Genomic DNA, 25,772 nt, shown 5'->3' on the forward strand with positions numbered 1-25,772 from the left:
GCCCGGTTACATTCCGAACCCGGAAGCTAAGCCTTTCAGCGCCGATGGTACTGCAGGGGGGACCCTGTGGGAGAGTAGGACGCCGCCGAACAATCTTTCAAAGGACCCTTGGTCCAGCGTTCAACGCTGGACCAAGGGTCCTTTTTGTTTTTTCACTTCTTTACGCCGAAGCGCGGCCATGGGTTGGTTGCGCGAGAATGACTAGCGGTACCCCGAAGACAGGAGTCACACCCATGTCCAACTCTCCCGACGATCGTCCGGAGCGCGAGCCTCGTCGCAACGACGGCGGTGACAGGGGCGGCTACCGCGGGGGCCGTGACGACCGTGGGGGCGACCGTCCCCCGTTCCGTCGCGACGACCGCGGCGGCAGGCCGGCCGGTGGCGGCGGTGGCTACCGTCGCGACGACCGTGGCGGGCGTCCCTCCGGCGGCGGTGGTGGTGGCGGCTTCCGCCGTGACGACCGTGGCGGGGACCGTCCGTCCTACCCGCGTCGTGACGACCGGGGCGAGCGTCCCTCCTTCCGCCGCGACGACCGCGGTGACCGTCCCTCGTACCCCCGTCGCGACGACCGTGGCGGCGACCGTCCCAGCTTCCCGCGTCGGGATGACCGGGGTGAGCGTCCGTCGTACCCGCGTCGCGATGACGACCGTGGTGGGTACCGCGGTGGGCGTGACGACCGCGGTGGCGACCGTCCGTCCTACCCGCGCCGTGACGACCGGGGCGACCGTCCGTCCTACCCGCGTCGCGACGACCGGGGCGGTGACCGTCCCTCGTACCCGCGTCGGGATGACCGAGGTGAGCGTCCCTCGTACCCCCGCCGTGACGACCGGGGTGAGCGTCCGTCGTACCCGCGTCGCGATGACGACCGTGGTGGGTACCGCGGTGGGCGTGACGACCGCGGTGGCGACCGTCCGTCCTACCCGCGCCGTGACGACCGGGGCGACCGTCCGTCCTACCCGCGTCGCGACGACCGCGGCGGTGACCGTCCCTCGTACCCGCGTCGGGATGACCGGGGTGAGCGTCCGTCGTACCCGCGTCGCGACGACGACCGTGGTGGGTACCGCGGCGGCCGTGACGACCGCGGCGGCGACCGTCCGTCCTACCCGCGCCGTGACGACCGGGGCGAGCGTCCCTCGTACCCCCGCCGTGACGACCGCGGCGAGCGCTCGTCGTACCCGCGTCGGGATGACCGGGGCGACCGTCCGTCGTACCCGCGTCGCGACGACGACCGTGGTGGGTACCGCGGCGGCGACCGTCCGTCCTACCCCCGTCGTGACGACCGGGGCGACCGCGGCGAGCGTCCCTCGTACCCGCGTCGCGACGACGACCGTGGTGGGTACCGCGGCGGCCGTGACGACCGCGGCGGGGACCGTCCGTCCTACCCGCGCCGCGACGACCGGGGCGGCGACCGTGGTGGTTACCGCGGCGGCCGTGACGACCGCGGTGGCTACCGGGGTCGCGACGACCGCGGCGGCGACCGCGGGTACCGCTCGGACCGCGACCGCGACCCGGTCAAGCGTCTTCCCATCGACGAGGACGTCACCGGTCTCGAGATCGACGCCGATGTGCGTCAGGAGCTGCTGAGCCTGCCCAAGGGCCTGGCCGAAGAGGTCTCCAAGAACCTGGTCATGGTCGCCCGGCTGATCGACGAGGACCCCGAGCAGGCGTACGCGTACTCGCGCATCGCCCTGCGCCTGGCCTCCCGTGTCGCAGCCGTCCGCGAGGCCGCCGGCTTCGCCGCCTACGCCACGCAGAAGTACAGCGAGGCCCTCGCGGAGTTCCGCGCCGCCAAGCGGATGACCGGCTCCGTCGAGCTGTGGCCCGTCATGGCCGACTGCGAGCGCGGCCTCGGCCGTCCCGAGCGGGCGCTGGCCATGGCCGGTGAGCCCGAGGTCCAGAAGCTCGACAAGGCCGGCCAGGTCGAGATGCGTCTGGTCGCGGCCGGCGCGCGGCGGGACCAGGGGCAGCTCGAAGCGGCCATCGTGACCCTGCAGAGCCCCGAGCTGGCGTCCAACGCCGTCCAGCCGTGGACCGCGCGCCTGCGGTACGCCTACGCCGACGCCCTGCTGGCGGCCGGTCGCGAGGACGAGGCCCGCGAGTGGTTCGGTAAGGCCCTCGAAGCGGACAAGGACGGGGCCACCGACGCCTCCGACCGTCTCGCCGAGCTCGACGGCGTCGAGTTCGTCGACGCCGCGGACCTGTCCGACGACGAGGACCGGGACGGGGTCGAGAACCTGGTCGACGACGAGGACGACGACGAGGACCCGGCGGAGGTCGCCGCGGCCGAGCGCGCCACCGACGTCACCGAGTACTACGACGAGGACGACGAGGAGTACGAGCCGCTGGAGCAGTCCGCGGCCGACACCGACGTCCGCGGCGGCGACAAGGCCTGAGCCACGTCGCAGTGACGGCGAGAAGGGCGGTACCCCGACCGGGGTACCGCCCTTCTCCGTGTCCGGGAGACCTCAGCCCAGTCCGCGCAGCACCAGGCCGGTGGCCGGCTTCGGCCCGAAGGACGTGGACTTACGGGGCATGGTGACACCCTGGCGGGCGAGGTCGCGCACGACCTCCTCGCGTACGGGATGCAGCAGGACGGCGGTGCCGCCGTGGCGTTCGGCCATGGCCACCGTGGAGGCGGCGTCGTGGATATAGGTGATCTGGTCGGGGGTGTCCGGCACCTGCCAGAGCGCTTCGAGCAGCGTCGCGTGCAGCACGGTGGCGTCCAGCCGGCGCCAGGCCTCGGGGCGGTCGTGACGGACCGTGCGGTCGAGGAGGGCCAGATCGGGATCGGTGACCAGGTGGAAGGTGCCGTCGCCGGTGAGGAGGAAGGCGTTGCCGCGTTCCGCGGCGTCCGCGAGGGCGTCCAGGGCCAGCGGGAGCGGCCCGTCGACGGGGCGGACCCGGAAGTGACCGGCGACGGCGGCCAGCGCGTCGGCGACCGGCAGGCGGCGCAGCATCCGGTGGATGGCGCGGACCTGGAGCGGGTAGCGGGCGGTGTCCACGAGCAGCACCAGGCCGAAGTCCCACGCGGTGGGGGAGTCGTGCTCCTCCTGGAGGCGCAGGTACGTCGCCCAGCGGTGGTGGCCGTCGGCGATGAGGGCCTGGCGGTGGCTGAGATCAGCAGTGACGCAGGCCAGTTCGGCCGGGTCCGTGATGGCCCACAGGCGGTGCTGGAAGCCGTCCTCGGTGGTGGTCGACAGCAGCGGTGCGCGCTGGGCGGTCCGCTCGACGACCGCCGCCGCACCTGTGCCGGGATCGTCTCCCCGGTAGGTGAGGAGGAGGGGTTCGAGGTTGGCGGAGGTGGCGCGCATCAGGCCGGCCCTGTCGGTCACCACGTCCGGCATGACGTCCTCGTGCGGGAGGACGATGCCGGCGTCGGCGGTGGACAGGGCGAGGGCGCCGATGACGCCGCGCTGCAGCAGCCCGGCCCGGCGCTGCTCGTACACGTACAGCGCGGGCTCGGGGTCGGCGCAGAGGACGCCTTCGGCGAGCCAGTCCCGCAGGGTGCGCGCGGCCTGTTCGTTGCGCGCGGCCGGGGTGCCGGCCTGCGGGAGGATCAGGCGGACGATGTTGTGCGGGTCGGCGGATTCGAGGTGGTCGACTCCGTCGGGGCGCACGACCACGTCGTACGGCGGCGAGGTGACGGCGGCGAGGCTGCCGACACGCTCGGGGACGTAGCGCAGGCCATGGAACGGGATGAGGCGCAGTCCGTGGTCCGCGGTGCCAGGAGTGGTCATTAGTGCATGGTAAGTCGCGTCTCGTCATGCGGGATGATCGGGGCAGTAGGGAATCGGACAAGATCGATCACAGAGGGAGCGGCCAGAATGACCCGGCAGATCAGGACCAGTCCCGCGGCGTGTGACCAGAGTCTGCACCAGGCGTACGACACCGCTCTCCTGGACCTGGACGGTGTGGTGTACGCGGGCGGGCGGGCCATCGGCCACGCCGTGGAGTCCCTCGTGGCGGCCCGCGCGGACGGCATGCACCTGGCGTACGTCACGAACAACGCCCTGCGGACCCCGGAAGCCGTCGCGGAGCACCTGGGAGAGCTGGGCATCCCGACGGAGGCGGCCGAGGTGATCACCTCGGCGCAGGCGGTGGCCCGGCTGATCGCGGAGCAGGTGGAGCCGGGGGCCAAGGTGCTGGTGATCGGCGGGGAGGGGCTGCGGGTCGCGCTGCGCGAACGTGGGCTGGTGCCGGTCGAGTCCGCCGACGAGGAGGGGCTCGCGGCGGTCGTGCAGGGCTACGGGGGGCCGGACCTGGCGTGGGGCCGGTTCGCGGAGGCCTCGTACGCGATCAACCGCGGTGTGCCGTGGTACGTGTCGAACACCGACCTGACGATCCCCGGCGCGCGGGGCATCGCGCCGGGCAACGGGGCGGCCGTCGAGGTCGTGCGGATCGCCACGGGTGCCAAGCCGCAGGTGGCGGGCAAGCCGCTGCCTCCGATGCACCGGGAGACGGTGCTGCGGACCGGGGCGAAGCGGCCGCTGGTCGTCGGGGACCGGCTGGACACCGACATCGAGGGCGCCTTCAACGGGGAGGTGGACTCGCTGCTGGTGATGACCGGGGTGACCGACGCGGAGCAGTTGCTGCGTGCCGAGCCCCGGCACCGGCCGACCTATGTGGACCGGGACCTGCGCGGGCTGTTGGCCGGGCAGCCGGAGGTGGTGCCGGCCGCGGAGGGGTTCCGCTGCGGCGGGTGGACGGCGGTCGCGCTCAACAGCGGTGTGCTCGAACTGTGCGAGGACGACGAGACCGGTGCGGACGGCGAAGCGGGCCGGGACCCGATGGACGGGCTGCGGGCGCTGTGCGCGGCGGCCTGGACGGCCGCCGCGGAGGGCGTGTGCACGCTGGACGCGGCGAAGGCGCTGGCCAGGCTTGGTCTTTGAGGGCCCTCCGGAGGTCCGTTCGGGGTGGAGGCTAGGCTAACCTAACCTCCGTGTTGGTTGAGAGTCCTCCCGAATCCGGGCCGAGTGCGGCGCCCCCGCCGGACGCCGTCGCCCGCCCACGCCATGCCGCGCGCGCGGCGGGTCTGGCCGTCGCCCTCGTGGTGCTCGCCCTCGTCGCGGTGGTGAGCATCTCCGTGGGTGCCAGGCAGATGCCCCTGGAAGAGGTCTGGCACGGCCTCTTCCACTACTCGGGAACCACCTCGGACGTGGTCGTGCGGGACCTCCGGGTCCCGCGTACCCTCCTCGGGCTGATGGTCGGGCTCGGGCTGGGCCTGTCCGGTGCGGTCATGCAGGCGCTGACCCGCAACCCGCTGGCCGAGCCCGGCATCCTCGGCGTCAACGCCGGCGCCGCGGCCGCCGTGGTGTCCGCGATCAGCTTCCTCGGCGCGAGTTCGCTGTCGGAGTTCGTGTGGTGGGCCTTCCTCGGCGCCGCCGTCGTCTCCGTCGTCGTGTACGTGCTCGGCGGCAGCCGCAGCGCCACACCGGTACGCCTCGCACTCGCCGGTACGGCCGCCAGTGCGGCCCTCGTCGGCTACATCAACGCCGTGCAGCTGATGGACAGCAAGGCGCTGGACAAGCTGCGCTTCTGGACGGTGGGCTCGCTGGCCTCGGCCAATATGGACACCGTCCGGCAGGTCGCCCCGTTCCTGCTGGTCGGCGCGGTGCTCGCGCTGGCGCTCGGCCGACCGCTCAATGCCATGGCGATGGGCGACGACACGGCCAGAGCCCTCGGTGCGAACCTGACGCGGACCCGGGTCGGCGCGATGCTCGCCATCACCCTGCTCTGCGGTGCGGCGACCGCAGCCTGCGGTCCCATCGTCTTCATCGGCCTGATGATCCCGCACCTCGTGCGCGTGTTCACCGGACCGGACATGCGCTGGGTGCTCGCCTACTCGGCCGTCCTGTCGCCCGTCCTGCTGCTCGGCGCGGACGTCGTCGGCAGGGTCGTCACCCGGCCCGCCGAGCTCCAGGTCGGCATCGTCACCGCGCTCATCGGCGGGCCCGTCTTCATCTACCTCGTCCGGCGCAAGAGGATGGCCCAGCTGTGACCGTGACCGCCAAAGCACGTCCCGTGCGGCTCCCGGGCGGGATGTCGCTGCGGATCGAGCGGCGCGCCCTGGCCGTCGGTGCCCTGCTCGTCCTCGGCGCCTTCGTCATGGCCGTGCTGCTCATCGGCACCGGCGACTTCGACATCGCGCCGTGGGATGTCGTACAGACCCTGCTCGGCAACGGCACCCCCGCCAACGACTTCATCGTCAACGACCTGCGGCTGCCCCGGGTGCTGGTCGCCCTGCTGGTCGGCGCGGCCCTCGGGATGGCCGGAGCCGTCTTCCAGTCGGTGACCCGCAACCCGCTCGGTTCGCCCGACCTGCTCGGCTTCTCGTACGGGTCCGCGGTCGGCGCCCTCGTCGTCATCATCCTGCTGAACGGCTCGGCGACCGCGGTCGCCGTCGGCGCGCTGCTCGGCGGACTGCTGGCCGGCGCCGCCGTCTACCTGCTGGCGTACAGGCGGGGCATCCACGGCTACCGGCTGGTTCTGGTGGGCATCGGCGCGTCCGCGATGCTGGTGGCCGTCATCCAGTACCTGATCACGAAGGCCCAGCTGGTGGAGGCCTCGCGGGCGATGGTGTGGCTGACCGGTTCGCTGGCCGGCCGGGACTGGGCGCAGGTGTGGCCGCTGCTGCTGACCTGTGCGGTGCTGTTCCCGCTGGTGCTGGGGCAGAGCAGGGCCCTGCGGATGATCGAGATGGGTGACGACGCGGCGTACGCGGTGGGGGTGCGGGTGGAGCGCACCCGGATGCTGCTGATGCTGGCGGCCATCCTGCTGACCACGGCGGCGAGCGCGGCGGCCGGGCCGATCAGCTTCGTGGCACTGGCGGCGCCGCAGCTGGCCCGGCGGCTGACCCGCTCGCCCGGTGCCAACCTGCTGACCGCCGCCCTCATGGGCTCGGTGGTGCTGCTGCTCTCGGACTGGGCCTCGCAGCGGGCCTTCGGCGCGGACCAGCTGCCGGTGGGCGTGGTGACCGGGCTGGTCGGCGGTGTCTATCTGCTCTGGCTGCTCGTCACCGAGCGCAAGGCAGGACGTATATGAACCTCAGGAGTGCGCAAGTGCAGCGGTTGACCGCGGAGAACGTGACCCTCGGCTACGACCAGCGGGTCATCGCCGAGAACCTGTCGGTGGAGATCCCCGACAACTCCTTCACGGTGATCGTCGGCCCGAACGCCTGCGGCAAGTCCACGCTGCTGCGGGCCCTGTCGCGGATGCTGAAGCCGTCCGAGGGGCGGGTGCTGCTGGACGGGCAGGCCATCGGGTCGATGCCCGCGAAGAAGGTCGCCAAGACCCTCGGTCTGCTGCCGCAGTCCTCGATCGCGCCCGACGGCATCACGGTGGCCGACCTGGTCTCGCGCGGCCGGTACCCGCACCAGGGGCTGCTGCGGCAGTGGTCGCCCGAGGACGAGCGGATCGTGAACGAGTCGATGGCCTCGACCGGGGTCGCCGAGCTTGCCGACCGTGCGGTGGACGAGCTGTCGGGCGGGCAGCGGCAGCGCGTGTGGATCGCCATGGCGCTGGCGCAGCAGACCCCGCTGCTGCTGCTCGACGAGCCGACGACGTACCTGGACATCCAGCACCAGATCGACGTGCTCGACCTGTGCGCCGAACTGCACGAGACCCAGGGGCGCACGCTCGTCGCGGTGCTGCACGACCTCAACCACGCCGCCCGCTACGCCACCCACCTGATCGCGATGCGGGGCGGGAAGGTCATCGCCGAGGGGCCGCCGCAGGAGGTCGTCACCGCGGAGCTCGTGGAGCAGGTGTTCGGGTTGCGCTGCCAGGTCATCGACGACCCGGAGACGGGAACCCCGCTGGTGATCCCGGCGGCCCGGCGCCCCCGCGCACAGGTGGCCGCCGAGGTCCGGGAGCCGGCGGCCGGGCTCTCGTAGGGCTCTGTCGTCGAAGTCCCGCCCGGCCCGCGGCGCCGCTGTGACGACAGGACCTGGCTAGAGCAGGCTCTTCAGTCGCAGCAGGTCGCGGAAGCCGGCCTCCAGCCTGACCCGGCCGGAGGCCCAGGCCTTCGCGAACTTCAGTTCGCCCGCGACCAGGGAGACCAGGTCGTCGCCGGTCATCGCGAGGCGGATCTCGGCCTTGTGCGCGGGCGGGCCCGGGGCGACCGCGTCCACGCGGATCCGGCCTCCGTCGAGGTGGCCCGTGAACGTCTGGTCCAGGTCCGTGATGTGGCAGCTGAGGGACCGGTCGGACGCGGCCGCGCCGCGCACGCCGGCCTCGGCCCGCTGAAGGTTGTCGGAGAGTCGGTCGAGTGCGTCACGGCACTCCTGGATCGTAGCCATCGTGATCACGACCGTACCGCAGAGCCGCGCGTGGCCGTGGGGGCGCTTCGGGGTAGCGTCGTGGCATGACCGACCAAGCAGCCGAGACCCGGGCCGGGGCCCCGAGCGCGGCCGACGCCGGAGCCGGGGCGGAAGCCCCCGTGGAGCCCGCGGGTCCCGCCGAGCCTGCCGAGCCCGCGGGTCCCGCCGGTCCCGCCGGGCCCGCGCCGCTGGGCGTCGTACGCACCCCCACCGGCCACGCCGGGGTGGACGCGCACCTGGCGCGGCTGGCGGACGCGGACCACCTCACGGCCGACGGACACGTCGAGGTGTACGAGGATGTTCACCGGGGGCTGCGTGAGGCGCTGACCGCGCTGGACGCACCGCCCGTCCCCGGACCGTACGACAACAGGAGCTGAACCGAACGTGGCAGGAGTGGCACGCCGCCGCCTGGACGCCGAACTGGTACGCCGCAGCATGGCCCGCTCGCGCGAGCACGCCGCGCAGCTGATCGCTGCGGGCCGGGTGACCGTGGGCGGCACCACCGCGACCAAGGCCGCCACCCAGGTCGAGACCAGCGCCGCCCTCGTCGTCCTCAAGGACGACGCCGACCCCGACTACGTCTCGCGCGGCGGACACAAGCTCGCGGGCGCCCTCGCGGCCTTCCGGCCGCAGGGCCTGCGGGTCGAGGGCCGTCGGGCGCTGGACGCGGGCGCGTCCACCGGAGGCTTCACCGACGTGCTGCTGCGCGCGGGCGTGTCCCACGTGATGGCGGTCGACGTCGGCTACGGGCAGCTCGCCTGGTCGCTGCAGAGCGACGACCGGGTCACCGTGAAGGACCGTACGAACGTGCGCGAGCTGACGGTCGAACAGCTCGACGGCGTCCCGGTGGACCTCGTCGTCGGCGACCTGTCCTTCATCTCGATCGGCCTGGTGCTGCCCGCGCTGGTGAGGTGCACGGCGCCCGACGCCGACCTGGTGCTGATGGTCAAGCCGCAGTTCGAGGTCGGCAAGGAGCGGCTGGGCAGCGGCGGCGTCGTGCGCAGCCCGGAGCTGCGGGCGGAGGCCGTGCGCGAGGTCGCCGTCCGGGCCGCGGAGCTGGGTCTGGGCGTCCTCGGGGTGACCGCCAGTCCGCTGCCGGGGCCGTCGGGGAACGTGGAGTACTTTCTGTGGCTGAGGGCGGGGGCACCGGCACTCGACCCGGCGGACGTTGACCGTGCAGTTGCGGAGGGGCCTCAGTGACAGAATTTCCGGGGGAACGGACCGTATTCCTGCTCGCGCACACCGGGCGGCCGGCGGCCATCCGCAGCGCCGAGCTGGTCGTCAAGGGACTGCTGCGCTGCGGGCTGGGCGTACGGGTCTTCGAGCACGAGGCGGTGGACCTGCCGCTGCCGCCGGAGGTGGAGCTCGTCACCGAGTCCACGCCGGGGGTGCTCGACGGGTGCGAGCTGCTGGTGGTGCTGGGCGGCGACGGGACCCTGCTGCGGGGTGCGGAGTTCGCGCGCGCCTCGGGCGTGCCGATGCTGGGCGTCAACCTGGGCCGGGTCGGCTTCCTCGCGGAGGCCGAGCGCGACGACCTCGACAAGGTCGTGGACCGGGTGGTGACGCGTTCGTACGAGGTCGAGGAGCGGATGACCCTCGACGTGATCGTGCGTACGAACGGCGATGTCGTCCACCGGGACTGGGCGCTGAACGAGGCCGCGGTCCAGAAGGTGTCCCCGGAGCGGATGCTGGAGGTCGTCCTGGAGATCGACGGGCGCCCGGTGACCGGCTTCGGCTGCGACGGGATCGTCTGCGCGACTCCGACGGGTTCGACGGCGTACGCCTTCTCCGCGGGCGGGCCGGTGGTCTGGCCGGAGGTGGAGGCGCTGCTGATGGTGCCGATCAGCGCGCACGCGCTGTTCGCGAAGCCGCTGGTGACCTCGCCGAACTCGGTGCTCGCGGTGGAGGTGCAGAACGGCACCCCGCACGGGGTCCTGTGGTGCGACGGCCGGCGCACGCTGGAGCTGCCGGCCGGGGCCCGGGTGGAGGTCCGGCGGGGGGCCGTGCCCGTACGGCTCGCCCGGCTGCACCACGCGTCGTTCACCGACCGGCTCGTCGCGAAGTTCGCGCTGCCGGTGTCGGGCTGGCGGGGCGCACCCCACTGACGGCAAGCCCGGCCGGGATTGCGGGTGTTGCCGTGCGGCGCCCGCCGCGAGAGCATTAATAGCACACGCGTTCGAGAAACTCGGGGCGGGTGACGTCACATGGCACCCGGGAAACCTCGGTATCGTCGTCCCGTGCTTGAGGAGATGCGGATACGGTCGCTCGGGGTCATCGACGACGCGGTGGTCGAGCTGTCGCCCGGTTTCACCGCGGTGACCGGCGAGACCGGCGCCGGCAAGACGATGGTCGTCACCAGCCTCGGGCTGCTGCTCGGCGGCCGCGCCGACCCGGCCCTGGTACGGATCGGGGCCAAGGCCGCGATGGTCGAGGGCCGCATCGTCATGCGCCCGGACGACCCGGCCGCGGTACGCGCCGAGGAGGCGGGCGCCGAGCTCGACGACGGCGCCCTGCTGATCAGCCGGACCGTGTCCGCCGAGGGCCGTTCGCGCGCCCACGTCGGCGGTCGCTCCGTGCCCGTCGGCCTGCTCGGCGAACTCGCCGACGACCTGGTCGCCGTACACGGGCAGACCGACCAGCAGGGCCTGCTCCGGCCGGCCCGGCAGCGGCAGGCGCTCGACCGGTACGCCGGGGACGCCGTCGCCGTCCCGCTGGAGAAGTACGGTTCGGCCTACCGCAGGCTGCGCGCGGTCGCCGTGGAACTCGACGAGATCACCACCCGGGCCCGGGAACGGGCCCAGGAGGCGGACCTGCTCCGCTTCGGACTCGACGAGATCGCCGCCGTGGAGCCGGTGGCCGGCGAGGACGCCGAGCTGGCGGCCGAGGCGGAACGACTCGGGCACGCCGAAGCGCTCGCCCAGGCGGCCCAGGCGGCGCACGCGGCGGTCGCGGGCAACCCCGAGGACCCCGAGGCCATCGACGCGAACATGCTCGTCGCCGGGGCCCACCGGGCGCTGGAGGCCGTACGGTCGCACGACCCGGCGCTCGCCGCGCTCGCCGAGCGGATCGGTGAACTCGGCATCCTGCTGTCCGACGTGGCCGGGGAACTGGCGGGCTACGCCGACGACCTCGACGCCGATCCGCTGCGGCTGGCCGCGGTGGAGGAGCGCCGGGCGGCCCTGACCCAGCTGACGCGCAAGTACGGCACCGGGGGCACCGTGGAGGCCGTACTGGCATGGGCCGAACAGGGCGCGGCGCGCCTGCTGGAACTGGACGGCGACGACGAGCGGATCACCGAGCTGACCGCGGAACGCGACGGGCTGCGCTCCGAACTGTCGCTGCTGGCCCAGGCCCTGACCGACGCCCGGGTGGAGGCGGCGACCCGCTTCGCCTCGGCGGTGACGGCGGAGCTGGCGTCGCTCGCGATGCCGCACGCCCGGGTGACGATCGACATCCGGCAGACCGAGGACCCCGAAGGAGTGGACGTGGACGGCCGCCCGGTCGCCTACGGACCCTCCGGCGCCGACGAGGTCGAACTGCTGCTGGCCCCGCACCCCGGCGCCCAGCCGCGGCCGATCGCCAAGGGCGCCTCGGGCGGTGAGCTGTCCCGCGTGATGCTCGCCGTGGAGGTCGTCTTCGCGGGCACCGACCCCGTGCCCACCTACCTCTTCGACGAGGTCGACGCCGGCGTCGGCGGCAAGGCGGCCGTCGAGATCGGCCGGCGGCTGGCGAAGCTGGCCAGGTCGGCACAGGTCGTCGTCGTCACCCACCTGCCGCAGGTGGCCGCCTTCGCCGACCGGCAACTGCTGGTGGAGAAGACCAACGACGGCTCGGTCACCCGCAGCGGGGTCACCGTCCTGGAGGGCGAGGACCGGGTCCGCGAGCTGTCGCGCATGCTCGCGGGGCACGAGGACTCCGTCTCCGCGCGGGCGCACGCCGAGGAACTGCTGGCGGCGGCGCGCGCCGACGTGTGAGTCCGAACACCACCCCAGGGCCCGGGACGCATAACGTTCCGGGCCCTCCGCTTGTCCACGAAAGACCGTTTCGGACCTGAAAGAGATCGATCGGGGCGTCACTCTCCGGATTCCACTTACGTCGTGTGAGTGAGGCCGGAAGGTGTCCTGCCGTATCTCGCACAGGATCCGCACCCGTATGCTCCCGGAACGCTCGTGCGGACTGGCATTCTTGGCGACGTCTCTGACTCCCTCACCCTGGAGCTTCGGCCAGTGAGCAGCTCCCCGGTCTCCACCTCCGTCGCGGCACAGCCCTACGGTCGCCCGCCGCTGCGCACCGTCCAAGTGCTCGGCGACGGTGCGGGCGCCGGCAGCTGCGCACACGTCCGATCCCTCGCCACCGGGCTCGCCGCGCGCGGGGTACGGGTCACGGTGTGCGCCCCCGTCCAGGCGGAGGGGGAGTACGACTTCACCGGCGCCGGGGCGGAGTTCGCGCCCGACGCGGTGAGCGTGCTGCGGGCCGCGTGCGCCGGCGCGGACGTCGTCCACGCGCACGGAGTGCGGGCCGGCCTGCGGGCCGCACTGGCCATGCGCGGGCGCCGGGTGCCGCTGGTGGTGAGCTGGCACGGCGAGGGCCCGACGGCGCACGGCACGCTCGGACGGCTGAGCCGGATGCTGGAACGGCGCGTGGCACGCGCCGCCGCAGTGGTGCTCGGAGCCTCCTCGGACCTCGTGGACCTGGCCCGCCAGCGGGGCGCCAGGGACGCGCGGCTGGCGCCGGTGGCCTTCCCGGCCGGGCCGGGAACGCCGTCCGACCCCGGCAAGGTGCGTGCGGAACTGGGCGTCGTTGAGCGGCCGTTGCTCATCGCGGTCGGCAGTCTCGTGGCGCACCGCGGCTACTCCGTCCTGCTCGACGCGGCGCGGGAGTGGCGGGCCCTGGAGCCCGCGCCGCTGCTGGTGATCGCGGGAGAGGGGCCGCTGCGGGCCGAACTGGCCCGCCGGATCGCGGCGGAGAGGCTGCCGGTCCGGCTCCTCGGCCGCCGCCGGGACGCGGCGCACCTGCTGGCCGCGGCGGACCTGGCGGTACTGCCGAGCCGGTGGGAGGCGCGGGCCCCGCTGGCGCAGGAGGCGCTGCGGGCCGGCGTACCGCTGGTGGCGACGGCGGTGGGCGGTGTGCCGGAGCTGGTGGGGGAGGGCGCGGTCCTCGTCCCGCCGGGGGAGGCGGGGGCTCTGGCGTCGGCCGTGGCCGGCCTCCTGGCAGATCCGGCCCGCCGGTCCGACCTGGTCGCCGCAGGGCGCGTACAGGCCGCCACATGGCCCTCGGAGGACGACACCGTGGCCCAGGTCCTGTCCGTCTACGACGAACTGACGGAACGCCGCCGATAGCCCCGGGCGGTGGCAGACGGGGCTCCCCGCCGCCGTGGGGCTCCGCGTACCCAGCCCCGCCGGCGTTTGAGGCGCGGGTCCGGGCAGCGCCCGGGGAACGGTGGAAGGGCGGGTAGGGGACAAGCCCCGCAGGGCCACCCCGCCGCGTCCGGCCGCGCCGCCGCTGCGGGGGATCCGCCCCCGGGCCCCCGCGCCTCAAACGCCGGCGAGGCCGAATCGGCCCGGCCCGAGCGCCGGAGGGCTGAGGTGGCAGGGGGGCGCCCCGAGCGAAGGGGAGTGCGGGTCCGGCGGACGGAGTCCGGCGCGGCGGCCCGAAGCCCGCGAGGCGCCCAGGCGCCGAGGGGTGCGAGGGACGGGTCAGGAAGGGGTGGTGTGGCGACGGGCCCGGAGGGCCAGGCTGAGGGAGAGCACCGTCTCCGGGTCGTCCAGGTCCGTGCCCAGCAGCTCCGAGATGCGCGCCAGCCGGTTGTAGAGGGTCTGCCGGTTCAGGTGGAGCTCACGGGCCGTCTCCGCCTTGCGACCCGCATGGGCCAGGTACGTCTCCAGCGTGGGCAGCAGCGGCGGCCGCGACGTCGCGTCGTGCGCCCGCAGCGGGCCGATCGCGCGGTCCACGAAGGCCGCCAGGTCCGGGTGTTCGCGCAGGCGCCACAGCAGCAGGTCGATGTCGAGGCGGCGGGCGTCGTACCAGGGCCTGGCCGGCAGGCCGTGGGCCGCCGTGGCAGTCTCCGCCGCGTGCCGCAGACCCGAGGAGGCGGCCGCCCAGCCGCCCGCGACGCCGACGACCACCGCCGGCGGGGCGGCGGCCCGCTCCAGGCCCGCGCGTTCCACCCCCGCCCGCAGCGCCGCCGCGACCCGGTCGGCGACCGCCGAGCGTTCCGACTCCGCCCGCAGCGACACCAGCAGCGGTACCCGGCCCTCGACCGGGCGGACACCCAGCAGGACCGGCACCCCGACGGACGACAGCTCCTCCAGCACCGCGCGGGCCAGCACGGCCCAGTTGCCGGACGGGCCGAGGTCCGAGAGCCGCATGACCACCGGCAGCAGCGGTCCGGCACCCGGCCTGAAACCCAGCACCCGGGCCTGTGCCGGGGCGTCCTCCGCCGAGATCCGGCCCTCCGCCAGGTCCGTGAGGAAGTCGCCGCGGCCGCGGGCCGCCAACTCCTCCTCCTGCCGCGCCTGCATCAGCACCACGGCCAGGACACCCGCCGTGCGCTCCGCCGCCATCCGGTGCACCGGGAGCAGCGGGGCCGAGACCCCGACCAGGACCACCCGGGCCCGCACCGAGCCGGTGCCGTGGCCGCCGCCCGGTACGTCGATCACCACCGTGTTCGCGGACGGTTCGGCCTCGCGCTGGCCGCGCAGCCCCTCCCACACCTGGAGCGGGTCCGCGCCGGGGTCCCCGGCCGAGCTGGCGGCCGCGTACAGCAACTGCCCGTCCGGGGTCTCCAGGAAGACCGGGTTGCCCGTGAAGTCGGCCACGATGCGCAGCACCTGCGGGATGCCCCCGCCGCCCAGGAGGGCCTCGGTGCAGCGCCGGTGGACCTCCTCGGCCCGCTGGAGCAGTGCGTAGTGGCCGTTGACGATCTCGGTGTGGACCTCCTCGGTGACCGCGACGAAGGGGACCTCCCGGTGGAGCTGGACCAGCGGCAGTCCCGCCGTGCGCGCCGTCTCCACGATCGTGGCGGGCAGCCGCGTGAAGCGCGGGCCCAGTTCGACCACCAGCGCGGCGATGCCGCGGTCCGCGAGGCGCCGTACGAAGGCCCGCTGTTCGGCTGGGCGGGTGCCCAGGCCCAGCCCCGTGGTCAGCAGCAGCTCGCCGCCCTTGAGCAGGGAGGCGATGTTCGGCACCTCGCCGGCGTGCACCCAGCGGACGGTGCGGCCCAGGCGGTCGGCGCAGGCCACCACCTCCGGCAGGCCGCTGCGCAGCCCCGGCAGCTCCAGTGCCCGCTGAACCGTGATCCCGCCCTGGTTGTCCATGTCGCGGGACGCTATCAGGGGGTCAGGCCGGCCGGATGTTGTGGTTGAAGCGGAAGACGTTGTCCGGGTCGTACTCGCGCTTCACCCGTTCCAGACGGCGCATGTTGTCCGCGCCGAGCCCGGAGACCACCCGGTCCGAGCCCTCGTCCCCGGTGAAGTTCAGGTACACCGCGCCGGTGCTCCACGGCGCGACGTCCGCGCGGACGTCCTTGACCCACTGCCTGCAGCGCTCGTCGTCCGCGGGGTCCTCCCAGATCCCGAACGGGTGCACCACCCAGGGAGAGTCCCGGTACGGAACCGGGTAGTCGGCCGGGCCGGAAGCGATCGCACCGCCCTGCGGGAACAGGATGTGCTGGGTCCCGGTCGGCACCGGCATCGACGCGGCCCGGGAGCAGAACACGTCGACGAACGCGTCCGGGGCACCGGTCAGGTACTCCGCCGACCAGTAGTTCCGCAGCCCCGGCGGGTCGTCGATCATGCACTGGAGATCCGCGTACGGGATGGCGGTGACCATCGCCGCCTCGTGCGGCAGCGCCAGCAGCGGCTCGGCGAGCCGCCGCATCCGCTCCTCCGGGCCGGCGTACGTGAGCAGCGCCGCGCACACCAGCCGCCCGGCCAGGTGCGGGGGCACGAAATCGTCGTCCGGGGGACCGGTCAGGAAGATCACGCCCCCGCTCGCCTCCGCCGGCCCGCCCTCCAGGAGGTCCCGGTAGGTCCGCACCACCTCGGGACCGTACTCCGGCAGGTACAGGACGAACGCGATGGCCATGGCGGGCAGTTCGTGCAGCCGCAGGGTGATCGCGGTGGCCACGCCGAAGTTGCCGCCGCCGCCGTGCAGCGCCCAGAACAGCTCCGGGCGCTCCTCGGAGGTGGTCTCCAGGACCGAGCCGTCGGCCGTCACCAGCTCCACGCCCAGCAGGTTGTCCACGGCCAGCCCGCACTTGCGGTCCAGCCAGCCGCTGCCGCCGCCCAGGACGAAGCCGCCGACGCCGGTGGTGGAGGCCCGGCCGCCGGTGGTGGCCAGCCCGTACGGGGCGCAGGCCCGGTCCAGGTGGCTCATCGTCGCCCCGCCCTCGACCCGTACGGCGCGGGCACCGGGGTGGACGGTGACCTCGTGCATCCGGCGCAGGTCGATCACGAGCGCGCCGTCGCCGAGGGCGGAACCGGAGACGCTGTGCCCGCCGCCCCGCACGGCGATCTTCAGGTCGAGGTCCCTCGCGAAGCGCACGGCGGTGGCCACGTCCTCCGCGCTCTCGCACTGGGCGATCACGGCGGGCCTGCGGTCGATCATCGCGTTGAAGACGGTCCGGGCCTCGTCGTAGCCCGGATCCTGCGGAGCGAACACCTCGCCGGACAGATCCTCGCGGAGCGCGGTCAGGGCCGCGCCCGCCTTCGAGAGGGGAGCCATGGCTGCCCCCTTCCAACGGACGGAGGGCATAAGACCTCTCCAGCCTAGGCCCGGCGGATCACCGGGGCGCGGCGAACCGCACGGTGCTGTGCACCGCACCCCGGGCGGGTCGTGGCCGGCTCAGCCGCCGTAGGCCCCGCTCGCGGTCAGCCGCAGCGCCGTGTCGATCAGCGGAACGTGGCTGAAGGCCTGCGGGAAGTTCCCGACCTGCCGCTGGAGCCGCGGGTCCCATTCCTCCGCGAGCAGGCCCAGGTCGTTGCGGAGCGCCAGCAGCCGCTCGAACAGCCGTCGTGCCTCGTCCACCCGGCCGATCATCGCCAGGTCGTCGGCCATCCAGAACGAGCAGGCGAGGAAGGCCCCCTCGTCGCCCTCCAGGCCGTCCACACCGGCCTCCTCGCCCGCCGTCGGGTAGCGCAGGATGAAGCCGTCGGGCGTGGACAGCTCGCGCTGGATCGCCTCGATGGTGCCGATGACCCGCTTGTCGTCCGGCGGCAGGAAGCCCATCTGCGGGATCAGCAGCAGCGAGGCGTCCAGCTCCTTCGACCCGTACGACTGGGTGAAGGTGTTGCGTTCCTTGTCGTAGCCCTTCTCGCACACGTCCTGGTGGATCTCGTCGCGCAGTTCCCGCCACCGCTCCAGCGGGCCGTCCGCGTCCCCGCTCTCGATCAGCTTGATCGTGCGGTCCACGGCCACCCACGCCATCACCTTGGAGTGCACGAAGTGCCGGCGCGGGCCGCGCACCTCCCAGATGCCCTCGTCCGGCTCGGACCAGTGCGTCTCCAGGTAGCGGATCAGCTTGAGCTGGAGCACGGAGGCGTAGTCGCTGCGGGCCAGGCCGGTCATGTGACCCAGGTGCAGGGCCTCGGTGACCTCGCCGTACACGTCGAGCTGGAGCTGGCCGGCTGCGCCGTTGCCGACGCGCACCGGGCGGGAGCCCTCGTAGCCGGGCAGCCAGTCCAGTTCGGTCTCGCCGAGCTCACGTTCGCCCGCGATCCCGTACATGATCTGCAGGTTCTCCGGGTCGCCGGCCACCGCGCGCAGCAGCCACTCGCGCCAGGCGCGGGCCTCCTCGCGGTAGCCGGTGCGCAGCAGCGAGGAGAGGGTGATGGCGGCGTCCCGCAGCCAGGTGTAGCGGTAGTCCCAGTTGCGGACCCCGCCGATCTCCTCCGGGAGGGAGGTGGTCGGTGCGGCGACGATCCCGCCCGTGGGGCCGTACGTGAGGGCCTTGAGCGTGATCAGGGAGCGGATCACGGCCTCCCGGTAGGGCCCGTGGTAGGTGCACTGTTCGACCCACTCGCGCCAGAACTCGGCGGTCGACTCCAGGGCCGCCTCGGCGTCGGGTGCCTCGGGCGCGCCGCGGTGCGAGGGCTGCCAGCTGATGCTGAAGGCGATTCGGTCGCCCGGCCCGACGGTGAAGTCGGAGTACGTCGTCAGGTCCTTGCCGTAGGTCTCCGCATCGGTGTCCAGCCAGACCGAGTCGGGGCCGGCGACGGCGACGGTACGCCCGTCGACCTTGTGCACCCACGGCACCACCCGGCCGTAGCTGAAGCGCATCCGCAGGGTCGAGCGCATGGGGACGCGCCCGCTGACGCCCTCCACGATGCGGATCAGCTGCGGTGCGTGGTGCTCGCGGGGAGGCATGAAGTCGATCACGCGGACGCTGCCCCGGGGGGTGTCCCATTCGGACTCCAGCACCAGGGAGTCGCCGCGGTAGCGGCGGCGGGTGGCATACGGGGCCTCGGAGCCCGCCGGGGACGCCGGGCCGATCCGCCAGAACCCGTGATCCTCGGTGCCGAGAATGCTCGCGAACACGGCATGGGAGTCGAAGCGGGGCAGGCACAGCCAGTCCACCGCCCCGTCCCGGCAGACCAGCGCCGCGGTCTGCATGTCACCGATCAGTGCGTAATCCTCGATGCGCCCGGACACGTGCATCTCCAGTCGAACGGCCACGTCCGCCCCGAAGGGCGCTTGCAATGCGCGTTTGCGCGGTCTCCTGTGTGCGGGTATCGCCGCGTGAGCCCATGATTCCGTATATCGGCCCGGTTAGGCCGTCCGACGGACTGCCCGGCGGTGATGTGTGCAATATCCGAGCAGGATATGACGGCACCCTAGTGATCTTCTCCAGGCCGCGGGGAATGCCGTTGCGCCGAACGGGTGAGCCGTGGGATTGCCGCCCCGGCGCACTTCGGCGCTCTGCTACGAGCCGTCGACGGCGCGTGGCCGGAGGCGGACCGGTCCGGGCGCTGATAGGCTGGTACCCCGTGGACCGGTGGTCTGCCTGTGCGAATCAGGGGCCCCGAAACCGCAGCTTCGGCGCCCCCTGAAACCCTTCCGGATCGATGGTGGCCGGCGCCGGACGCACCTCACTTCGCGACCACGGGAGCCCCCTCTTGGCGATGCCGCCCGCTGCTTTCCGAAACAGCACAGCCATGACGACCAAGCACATCTTCGTCACCGGGGGTGTCGCCTCCTCCCTCGGCAAGGGCCTGACGGCCTCCAGCCTGGGTGCGCTCCTGAAGGCGCGCGGCCTGCGGGTCACGATGCAGAAGCTCGACCCGTACCTGAACGTCGACCCGGGCACGATGAACCCGTTCCAGCACGGCGAGGTGTTCGTCACCAACGACGGCGCCGAGACCGACCTGGACATCGGCCACTACGAGCGCTTCCTCGACGTCGACCTCGACGGCTCGGCCAACGTCACCACCGGCCAGGTCTACAACACGGTCATCGCCAAGGAGCGCCGCGGCGAGTACCTCGGTGACACCGTGCAGGTCATCCCGCACATCACCAACGAGATCAAGCACCGCATCCGCCGTATGGCGACCGAGGACGTCGACGTCGTCATCACCGAGGTCGGCGGCACCGTCGGCGACATCGAGTCGCTGCCGTTCCTGGAGACCGTCCGTCAGGTCCGCCACGAGGTCGGCCGCGACAACGTCTTCGTCGTGCACATCTCGCTGCTGCCCTACATCGGCCCCTCCGGCGAGCTGAAGACCAAGCCGACCCAGCACTCGGTCGCGGCCCTGCGCAACATCGGCATCCAGCCCGACGCCATCGTGCTGCGCGCCGACCGCGACGTCCCCACCAGCATCAAGCGCAAGATCTCGCTGATGTGCGACGTGGACGAGGCGGCCGTGGTCGCGGCCATCGACGCCAAGTCGATCTACGACATCCCGAAGGTCCTGCACACCGAGGGCCTGGACGCGTACGTCGTGCGCAAGCTCGACCTGCCCTTCCGCGACGTCGACTGGACCGTCTGGGAGGACCTCCTCGACCGCGTCCACAACCCCGACCACGAGGTCAAGGTCGCGCTCGTCGGCAAGTACATCGACCTGCCCGACGCCTACCTGTCGGTGACCGAGGCGCTGCGCGCCGGCGGCTTCGCCAACAAGGCCCGCGTCCAGATCAAGTGGGTCACCTCCGACGACTGCAAGACCCCCGCGGGCGCGGCGGCCCAGCTGTCCGACGTGGACGCGATCTGCGTGCCCGGCGGCTTCGGCGACCGCGGTGTGAACGGCAAGGTCGGCGCGATCACCTACGCCCGCGAGAACAGGATCCCGCTGCTCGGCCTCTGCCTGGGCCTGCAGTGCGTGGTCATCGAGGCCGCGCGCAACCTCGCGGGCATCGAGGACGCCAACTCCACCGAGTTCGACGCCTCCACCCCGCACCCGGTCATCTCGACCATGGAGGAGCAGCTGGCCTTCGTCGAGGGCGCGGGCGACCTGGGCGGCACCATGCGCCTGGGCATGTACCCGGCGAAGCTCGCCGAGGGCTCCATCGTGCGCGAGGTCTACGGCGACCAGGCGTACGTGGACGAGCGCCACCGCCACCGCTACGAGGTCAACAACGCCTACCGCGGCGAGCTGGAGAAGAAGGCCGGCCTGGTCTTCTCCGGCACCTCCCCGGACAACAAGCTCGTCGAGTACGTCGAGTACCCGCGCGAGGTCCACCCCTACCTGTTGGCCACCCAGGCCCACCCGGAGCTGCGCTCGCGCCCGACCCGCCCGCACCCGCTGTTCGCGGGTCTGGTCAAGGCGGCCGTGGAGCGGCAGCAGTCCGCGAAGTGAGCGCCTGACCGCATAACGTAGACGGCCGGGGTACGGAAGATCCGTACCCCGGCTGTCGCGCGTTGTGGAGGGCTTCGGGGCATGAACATCAAGGACACGTCGGAATCCTGGGAGACGCTGTCGAGCCGACGGCCGTTCCAGGGCGCGAAGACGGCGGTGGACTCCGACGAGGTCCGGATGCCGGACGGCTCGACCGCCCGCCGCGACTACCAGGTCCACCCCGGCTCGGTGTGCGTCCTCGCGCTGGACGAGGACGGGCGGGTACTGGTCCTCAGCCAGTACCGGCACCCGGTGCGGCGGCGGCTGTGGGAGCTGCCGGCCGGGCTGCTCGACGTGCCCGGCGAGAACCCGCTGCTCGGCGCGCAGCGCGAGCTCTACGAGGAGGCGCACGCCAAGGCGGAGGACTGGCGGGTGCTGGTCGACTTCTACGCCTCGCCGGGCGGCTCGGACGAGGCGATCCGGGTCTTCCTCGCCCGGGGCGTGTCGGAGGCCGACGGCGAGCGCTACTCCGAGTCCGGTTCGGAGGAGGCGGACATGGAGGTGACCCGGGTGCCGCTGGCCGAGCTGGTACGGGGCGTCCTGGCGGGCGAGCTCGGCAACCCGGGCCTGGTGACGGGGGTGCTCGCGCTGTCCGCCGCGCTGGCCTCCGAGGGCGGCGTCGACGCCCTGCGCCCCGCCACCGCCCCCTGGCCGGCCCGCCCGTACGAGGCGTAGCCGCCGCGCCCGCGCCGCCGTTCCCCGGGGCGCCGCCCCGGCCTCGTACGCCGACGGGCCCGAGGTCCGTCGCCCGGGGGGCATCTCCCGGGGCAGCCGGGGGAGAGCGAGGCGCGAGGTCCGGGGCGCAGGCCCCCGGGGAACGGTGGAAGGGCCGCTGGGGGAGGGGTCCGGGCAGCGGCCACCCCCCGCTCGCACCGCGGACGGCGGGCGATCCCGTCCCCATCGCATGGGCGACGACCGCCCCGCCCGCGGCACGGCAGGAGGAGCCGCGCCATCGGCACGGGAAAAAAGCCGACCATCCGCTGATCCGATTGGGGGATTTACCCGCCGCGCTCCCCACGGATCGTCGCTCTGCGTGAACTACGCTCGCTATCCGAAGGCAGGGAGAGGAGCGGATCCGTGACGGATTTCGTCGGGCGGCGGCGTGAGCTCAAGGAGCTGCGCGAGGACATCGCGCGGACCGGGCTCGACACCCTCTCCGGCCGCAAGGCCAAGGCCCCGCGGGCGCGGGTGCTGCTCGTCGCCGGCCGCCCCGGATCCGGCCGGACGGCCCTCGCGGAGGCCTTCGTGCGCGAGGTCGCCGACCAGTACCCCGACGGGGTGCTGCGGACCAGGCTCGTCGCTCCCGGCGGGGAGACCGTCGCGACCGAGCGCGCCCTGCGGGGCCTGCTGGCCGGGCTGGGCCGGCGCACCCCGCCCGGAGCCGGTGAGGACGAGCTCAGCTCCGTCCTGCGCAGCGCGCTCCAGGAGCGGCGGGCGATCATCCTGATCGACGACGCGGCCGACCCGCACCAGGTCGACGCCCTGCTCCCGGACACCCCCGAGTGCCTTGTCGTCGTCACCGCCGAAGGCCCGCTCACCGGCATCCCCGACGTGCGTCCCTGCACCCTCGGCGGCCTGGACACCGTCTCCGCCGTCGCGATGCTCGCCCGCCGCATCGGCGACACCCGCATCACCGCCGACCCCCGGGCGGCCGAGGCCCTCGCCGAGGCCTGCGGGGGCCAGCCCGCCGCCCTCGAACTCGTCGGCGGCTGGCTCGCGGCCCGCCCCAAGGCCGCCGTCGCCGACGTGGCCAAGCAGCTCCACGACACTCCCGCCGGCGCCGGCGGGCCGCTCGGCCGTGCCTTCCGGCTCGTCTACGACTCTCTGCCGCAGCCCGCCCAGCGCACGCTGCGCCTGCTGCCGCTCGCCCCGGCCGGTCTCGTCGACTCGCACACCGCCTCCGCGCTGGCGGGCTGCTCCGTGGCCGCCGCGCAGTCCACGCTCGACGACTTCGCCGGGCTGGGGCTGCTCCGGCACGCCCCCGACGGCCTGTTCCTGCTCCCCGGCTGCCTCGCGCCGATGCTCCAGGCCCTGCTGGAGACCAAGGAACGGCCCGCGGAGGTCCAACTGGCCCGCGCCCGGATGCTGGAGCGCACCGTCCGGCTGCTCCACTCCTGCCGGGCCATGGCGGCCGCCGGGGGCGACGACCTCGACGCCGACCTCCAGGAGCTGCTGGACGGCCTCCCGCGCGCCCTGCGCTTCCCCGACCGGCGCGCCGCCGCCGTCTGGCTGGACACCCGGCTCCCGGCGCTCTCCGCGGCCGCCGCCCTGGCCGTCGCCGACGGTGAGCTGGACACCCTGGCCCGCCGGCTGGTCGCCGCCCTCGTACGGGCCCTCGCGGACCACCGGGGGACCACGGAGGCCGCCCCCGAGCTCTACGGGCTGCACCGGCTGGTGCTGGACGTCGCCGAGCGCCGCGGCCTGCACCGCGAGCAGGCCGCGGCGCTGCTGAACCTGGCCGACCTGGACGCCGAGACCGGCCGTACGCAGGAGGCCCTGGAGCGCTACCGGGCCGCGCTGGACGCCGGAAGGGCGGCGAACGACCCGTACGCGACGGGCCGCGCGATGGAATCCGTAGGGGGTGCCTACCAGGAGCTGGCGGACTGGCACCGGGCGTCCGACTGGTTCGGCCGGGCCCTGGCCCAGGCCCTCTCGCGCGGGGAGCGGGCGGACGAGGCCCGGCTGTACGGGCGCCTCGGCAACGTCCACACGTACGCGGGCCGGTACGGGGACGCGCTGCGCAGCTGGCGGGCCGCCGCCGCGGGCTACCGCAAACTCGCCGATGTCCCGGGGCAGGCCAAGGCGTTGAGCGAGATGGCGCGGGTGCAGGAGTACGCGGGCCGGCCCGAGGAATCCCTGCACACCTGCCGCGAGGCGGTGGAGCTGGCGCGCCGGGCCGGCGACCAGCGGCTTCAGGCCGCGCTGCAGGTCCGGCTGGCCGACACGCTGGACCGGCTGGGGGACCCCGCGGCGGCCAGACTGCACCGCTCCGCCGCAGACAGATTGCTGGGAGACGACCCCGCTGCCTGCGAAATCCGCAGTGGATCCGACTGAGATTATTGGTTTGCAAGGCTAGACAGCGACTCATCCTTCATTAAACTGGCTTCACCACGTCATCTCGTGGTGCATCCCGTTGCGCACTCTTGTGGGCGGGTATGTATGGAAGTGCCCCGTTATTTCCCCCTGAGTCAAGGACCGTGATCGACGATGAAGGTCGGCATCCCTCGCGAGGTCAAGAACAACGAGTTCCGGGTCGCCATCACGCCCGCCGGCGTGCATGAGCTGGTCCGTAACGGCCACCAGGTCTTCATCGAGCAGAACGCCGGCGTCGGCTCCTCGATCACGGACGCCGAGTACGTCGCGGCCGGTGCCGAGATCCTCGGCACCGCCGACGAGGTCTGGGCCACCGCCGACCTGCTGCTGAAGGTCAAGGAGCCGATCGCGGAGGAGTACCACCGCCTCCGCAAGGACCAGACGCTCTTCACCTACCTGCACCTGGCGGCCTCCCGCGAGTGCACGGACGCCCTGCTGGAGTCCGGCACCACCGCCATCGCGTACGAGACGGTCGAGCTCGCCAACCGCGCGCTCCCGCTGCTCGCCCCGATGTCCGAGGTCGCGGGCCGCCTGGCCCCGCAGGTCGGCGCCTACCACCTGATGCGCTCGGCCGGCGGCCGCGGCGTCCTCCCGGGCGGTGTCCCCGGCACCCACGCCGGCGAGTGCGTCGTCATCGGCGGCGGCGTCTCCGGCTGGAACGCCGCGCAGATCGCCATCGGCATGGGCTTCCACGTGACCCTGCTCGACCGCGACATCAACAAGCTCCGCGAGGCCGACAAGATCTTCGGCACGAAGATCAAGACGATCGTCTCCAACGCCTACGAGCTGGAGAAGGCCGTCGTCGAGGCCGACCTCGTCATCGGCGCCGTCCTGATCCCGGGTGCGAAGGCCCCGAAGCTGGTCACCAACGAGCTCGTCGCCAAGATGAAGCCCGGAAGTGTACTTGTCGACATTGCGATCGACCAGGGCGGCTGCTTCGAGGACTCCCGTCCGACCACCCACGCCGAGCCGACCTTCCAGGTCCACAACTCGGTCTTCTACTGCGTCGCCAACATGCCGGGCGCGGTGCCGAACACCTCCACCTACGCGCTGACCAACGCCACGCTGCCCTACATCGTGCAGCTCGCGAACCTCGGCTGGGTCGAGGCGCTGCGCCGTGACCCCGCGCTCGCGCTGGGTCTCAACACCCATGACGGTCAGGTCGTTTACGGTCCGGTCGCCGAGGCCCACGGTCTCGAGACCCTTGAGCTCAACACGCTGCTCGGCTGACCCGTCAACGACTGACGTCAATCTCACGTATCCGGCCGGACCTTGCCCGCAAGGTCCGGCCGGACGTGTTCGCGGAGTGTTCCGGGACCTCGCTCAACTCGCCTCGAACGTAACCCTTTAACCCTTTCGCGCACCCGCGAAACTTCGTGGCGACGGCGTGGACGCCCTTGACAGAGCGGTGTTCGGTTGCCGACACATCGTGCCGGGTCCGGCGGATTGTGTTGCCGCTGGGTGGTGACACGCCATAGAGTCGCCAACCGTCGGCATGGTGCCACGCTGACCTATCGATAAGTGTCCTGGT

At 73.1% G+C, this 25,772-nt stretch carries 19 protein-coding genes, 1 rRNA gene and 1 pseudogene; 16 read left to right on the top strand and 5 right to left on the bottom strand.

Going from position 1 to position 25,772, the window contains the following annotated elements; genetic code table 11:
* From rrf to ACIPXC_RS26960, 3 genes and pseudogenes are all read left to right on the top strand, one after another.
* Positions 1-91, top strand: a 5S ribosomal RNA gene (gene rrf, locus ACIPXC_RS26950); the annotation flags it as partial.
* 106 nt (positions 92-197) lie between these two features.
* A pseudogene (locus ACIPXC_RS26955) lies at positions 198-1,013 on the top strand (hypothetical protein); the annotation flags it as partial.
* A 552-nt stretch (positions 1,014-1,565) separates the two neighbouring features.
* Positions 1,566-2,393 carry a hypothetical protein gene (locus ACIPXC_RS26960; protein ID WP_401623439.1) on the top strand — a complete coding sequence of 276 codons (828 nt, stop codon included), beginning with the start codon at positions 1,566-1,568 and terminating at the stop codon, positions 2,391-2,393.
* 72 nt (positions 2,394-2,465) lie between these two features.
* Here ACIPXC_RS26960 and ACIPXC_RS26965 read toward each other — a convergent pair whose 3' ends face one another.
* Positions 2,466-3,737 carry a DUF1015 family protein gene (locus ACIPXC_RS26965; RefSeq protein WP_401623300.1) on the bottom strand — a complete coding sequence of 424 codons (1,272 nt, stop codon included), beginning with the start codon at positions 3,735-3,737 and terminating at the stop codon, positions 2,466-2,468.
* Positions 3,738-3,824: 87 nt separating this feature from the next.
* Here ACIPXC_RS26965 and ACIPXC_RS26970 point away from each other — a divergent pair, with 87 nt between their 5' ends.
* Genes ACIPXC_RS26970 through ACIPXC_RS26985 form a run of 4 tightly spaced genes read left to right on the top strand, consistent with a single transcriptional unit; the run spans position 3,825 to position 7,892 of the window.
* Positions 3,825-4,889, top strand: coding sequence for an HAD hydrolase-like protein (locus ACIPXC_RS26970; RefSeq protein WP_401623303.1), 1,065 nt, complete (start codon positions 3,825-3,827; stop codon positions 4,887-4,889).
* Between the two features lie 50 nt (positions 4,890-4,939).
* On the top strand, positions 4,940-5,998 hold the full coding sequence (locus tag ACIPXC_RS26975; RefSeq protein WP_401623306.1) for a FecCD family ABC transporter permease: 1,059 nt from the start codon (positions 4,940-4,942) through the stop codon (positions 5,996-5,998).
* Between the two features lie 41 nt (positions 5,999-6,039).
* The gene (locus ACIPXC_RS26980) at positions 6,040-7,041 is read left to right on the top strand and encodes a FecCD family ABC transporter permease (RefSeq protein ID WP_401623441.1); all 1,002 of its coding nucleotides are present in this window, start codon (positions 6,040-6,042) and stop codon (positions 7,039-7,041) included.
* Positions 7,042-7,058: 17 nt separating this feature from the next.
* Complete coding sequence (locus ACIPXC_RS26985) at positions 7,059-7,892, top strand: ABC transporter ATP-binding protein (protein ID WP_401623309.1); 834 nt, start codon at positions 7,059-7,061, stop codon at positions 7,890-7,892.
* Between the two features lie 57 nt (positions 7,893-7,949).
* On the opposite strand, the gene ACIPXC_RS26990 is transcribed toward ACIPXC_RS26985, so the two are convergent.
* A complete protein-coding gene (locus tag ACIPXC_RS26990) occupies positions 7,950-8,297 on the bottom strand; it encodes an SCP2 sterol-binding domain-containing protein (protein ID WP_401623312.1) in 348 nt (115 codons plus the stop codon).
* 65 nt (positions 8,298-8,362) lie between these two features.
* Between ACIPXC_RS26990 and ACIPXC_RS26995 the strand changes: the two genes are divergently transcribed.
* The 5 genes from ACIPXC_RS26995 (at position 8,363) to ACIPXC_RS27015 (ending at position 13,657) form a co-directional block, all read left to right on the top strand.
* A complete protein-coding gene (locus tag ACIPXC_RS26995; protein ID WP_401623315.1) occupies positions 8,363-8,695 on the top strand; it encodes a hypothetical protein in 333 nt (110 codons plus the stop codon).
* 7 nt (positions 8,696-8,702) lie between these two features.
* Complete coding sequence (locus ACIPXC_RS27000) at positions 8,703-9,518, top strand: TlyA family RNA methyltransferase (protein ID WP_401623318.1); 816 nt, start codon at positions 8,703-8,705, stop codon at positions 9,516-9,518.
* The gene (locus ACIPXC_RS27005; protein ID WP_381885551.1) at positions 9,515-10,423 is read left to right on the top strand and encodes an NAD kinase; all 909 of its coding nucleotides are present in this window, start codon (positions 9,515-9,517) and stop codon (positions 10,421-10,423) included. Before ACIPXC_RS27000 ends, ACIPXC_RS27005 begins: the two co-directional genes overlap by 4 nt.
* A gap of 144 nt (positions 10,424-10,567) precedes the next feature.
* Complete coding sequence (gene recN / locus ACIPXC_RS27010; RefSeq protein WP_401623443.1) at positions 10,568-12,292, top strand: DNA repair protein RecN; 1,725 nt, start codon at positions 10,568-10,570, stop codon at positions 12,290-12,292.
* Positions 12,293-12,544: 252 nt separating this feature from the next.
* On the top strand, positions 12,545-13,657 hold the full coding sequence (locus ACIPXC_RS27015; RefSeq protein ID WP_401623322.1) for a glycosyltransferase family 4 protein: 1,113 nt from the start codon (positions 12,545-12,547) through the stop codon (positions 13,655-13,657).
* A gap of 357 nt (positions 13,658-14,014) precedes the next feature.
* On the opposite strand, the gene ACIPXC_RS27020 is transcribed toward ACIPXC_RS27015, so the two are convergent.
* The 3 genes from ACIPXC_RS27020 to ACIPXC_RS27030 form a co-directional block, all read right to left on the bottom strand.
* Positions 14,015-15,634, bottom strand: coding sequence for a PucR family transcriptional regulator (locus tag ACIPXC_RS27020; protein ID WP_401623325.1), 1,620 nt, complete (start codon positions 15,632-15,634; stop codon positions 14,015-14,017).
* 22 nt (positions 15,635-15,656) lie between these two features.
* On the bottom strand, positions 15,657-17,042 hold the full coding sequence (locus ACIPXC_RS27025) for an FAD-binding oxidoreductase (protein ID WP_401623328.1): 1,386 nt from the start codon (positions 17,040-17,042) through the stop codon (positions 15,657-15,659).
* A 120-nt stretch (positions 17,043-17,162) separates the two neighbouring features.
* The gene (locus ACIPXC_RS27030) at positions 17,163-18,974 is read right to left on the bottom strand and encodes a glycoside hydrolase family 15 protein (protein ID WP_401623445.1); all 1,812 of its coding nucleotides are present in this window, start codon (positions 18,972-18,974) and stop codon (positions 17,163-17,165) included.
* Positions 18,975-19,438: 464 nt separating this feature from the next.
* Here ACIPXC_RS27030 and ACIPXC_RS27035 point away from each other — a divergent pair, with 464 nt between their 5' ends.
* The 4 genes from ACIPXC_RS27035 to ald all read left to right on the top strand — a co-directional run bounded on the left by ACIPXC_RS27035 (position 19,439) and on the right by ald (position 25,471).
* A complete protein-coding gene (locus ACIPXC_RS27035; RefSeq protein WP_401623447.1) occupies positions 19,439-21,109 on the top strand; it encodes a CTP synthase in 1,671 nt (556 codons plus the stop codon).
* 81 nt (positions 21,110-21,190) lie between these two features.
* Positions 21,191-21,823, top strand: coding sequence for an NUDIX domain-containing protein (locus tag ACIPXC_RS27040; RefSeq protein WP_401623331.1), 633 nt, complete (start codon positions 21,191-21,193; stop codon positions 21,821-21,823).
* A gap of 402 nt (positions 21,824-22,225) precedes the next feature.
* Entirely contained in the window at positions 22,226-24,202 is a 1,977-nt protein-coding gene (locus ACIPXC_RS27045) for a tetratricopeptide repeat protein (protein ID WP_401623334.1), read from the top strand.
* Positions 24,203-24,355: 153 nt separating this feature from the next.
* On the top strand, positions 24,356-25,471 hold the full coding sequence (gene ald, locus ACIPXC_RS27050) for an alanine dehydrogenase (protein ID WP_392580272.1): 1,116 nt from the start codon (positions 24,356-24,358) through the stop codon (positions 25,469-25,471).
* Positions 25,472-25,772: the final 301 nt, after the last annotated feature.

Source organism: Streptomyces sp. NPDC090021, from assembly GCF_044748225.1.
In the GTDB taxonomy this organism is placed as follows: Bacteria; Actinomycetota; Actinomycetes; order Streptomycetales; family Streptomycetaceae; genus Streptomyces.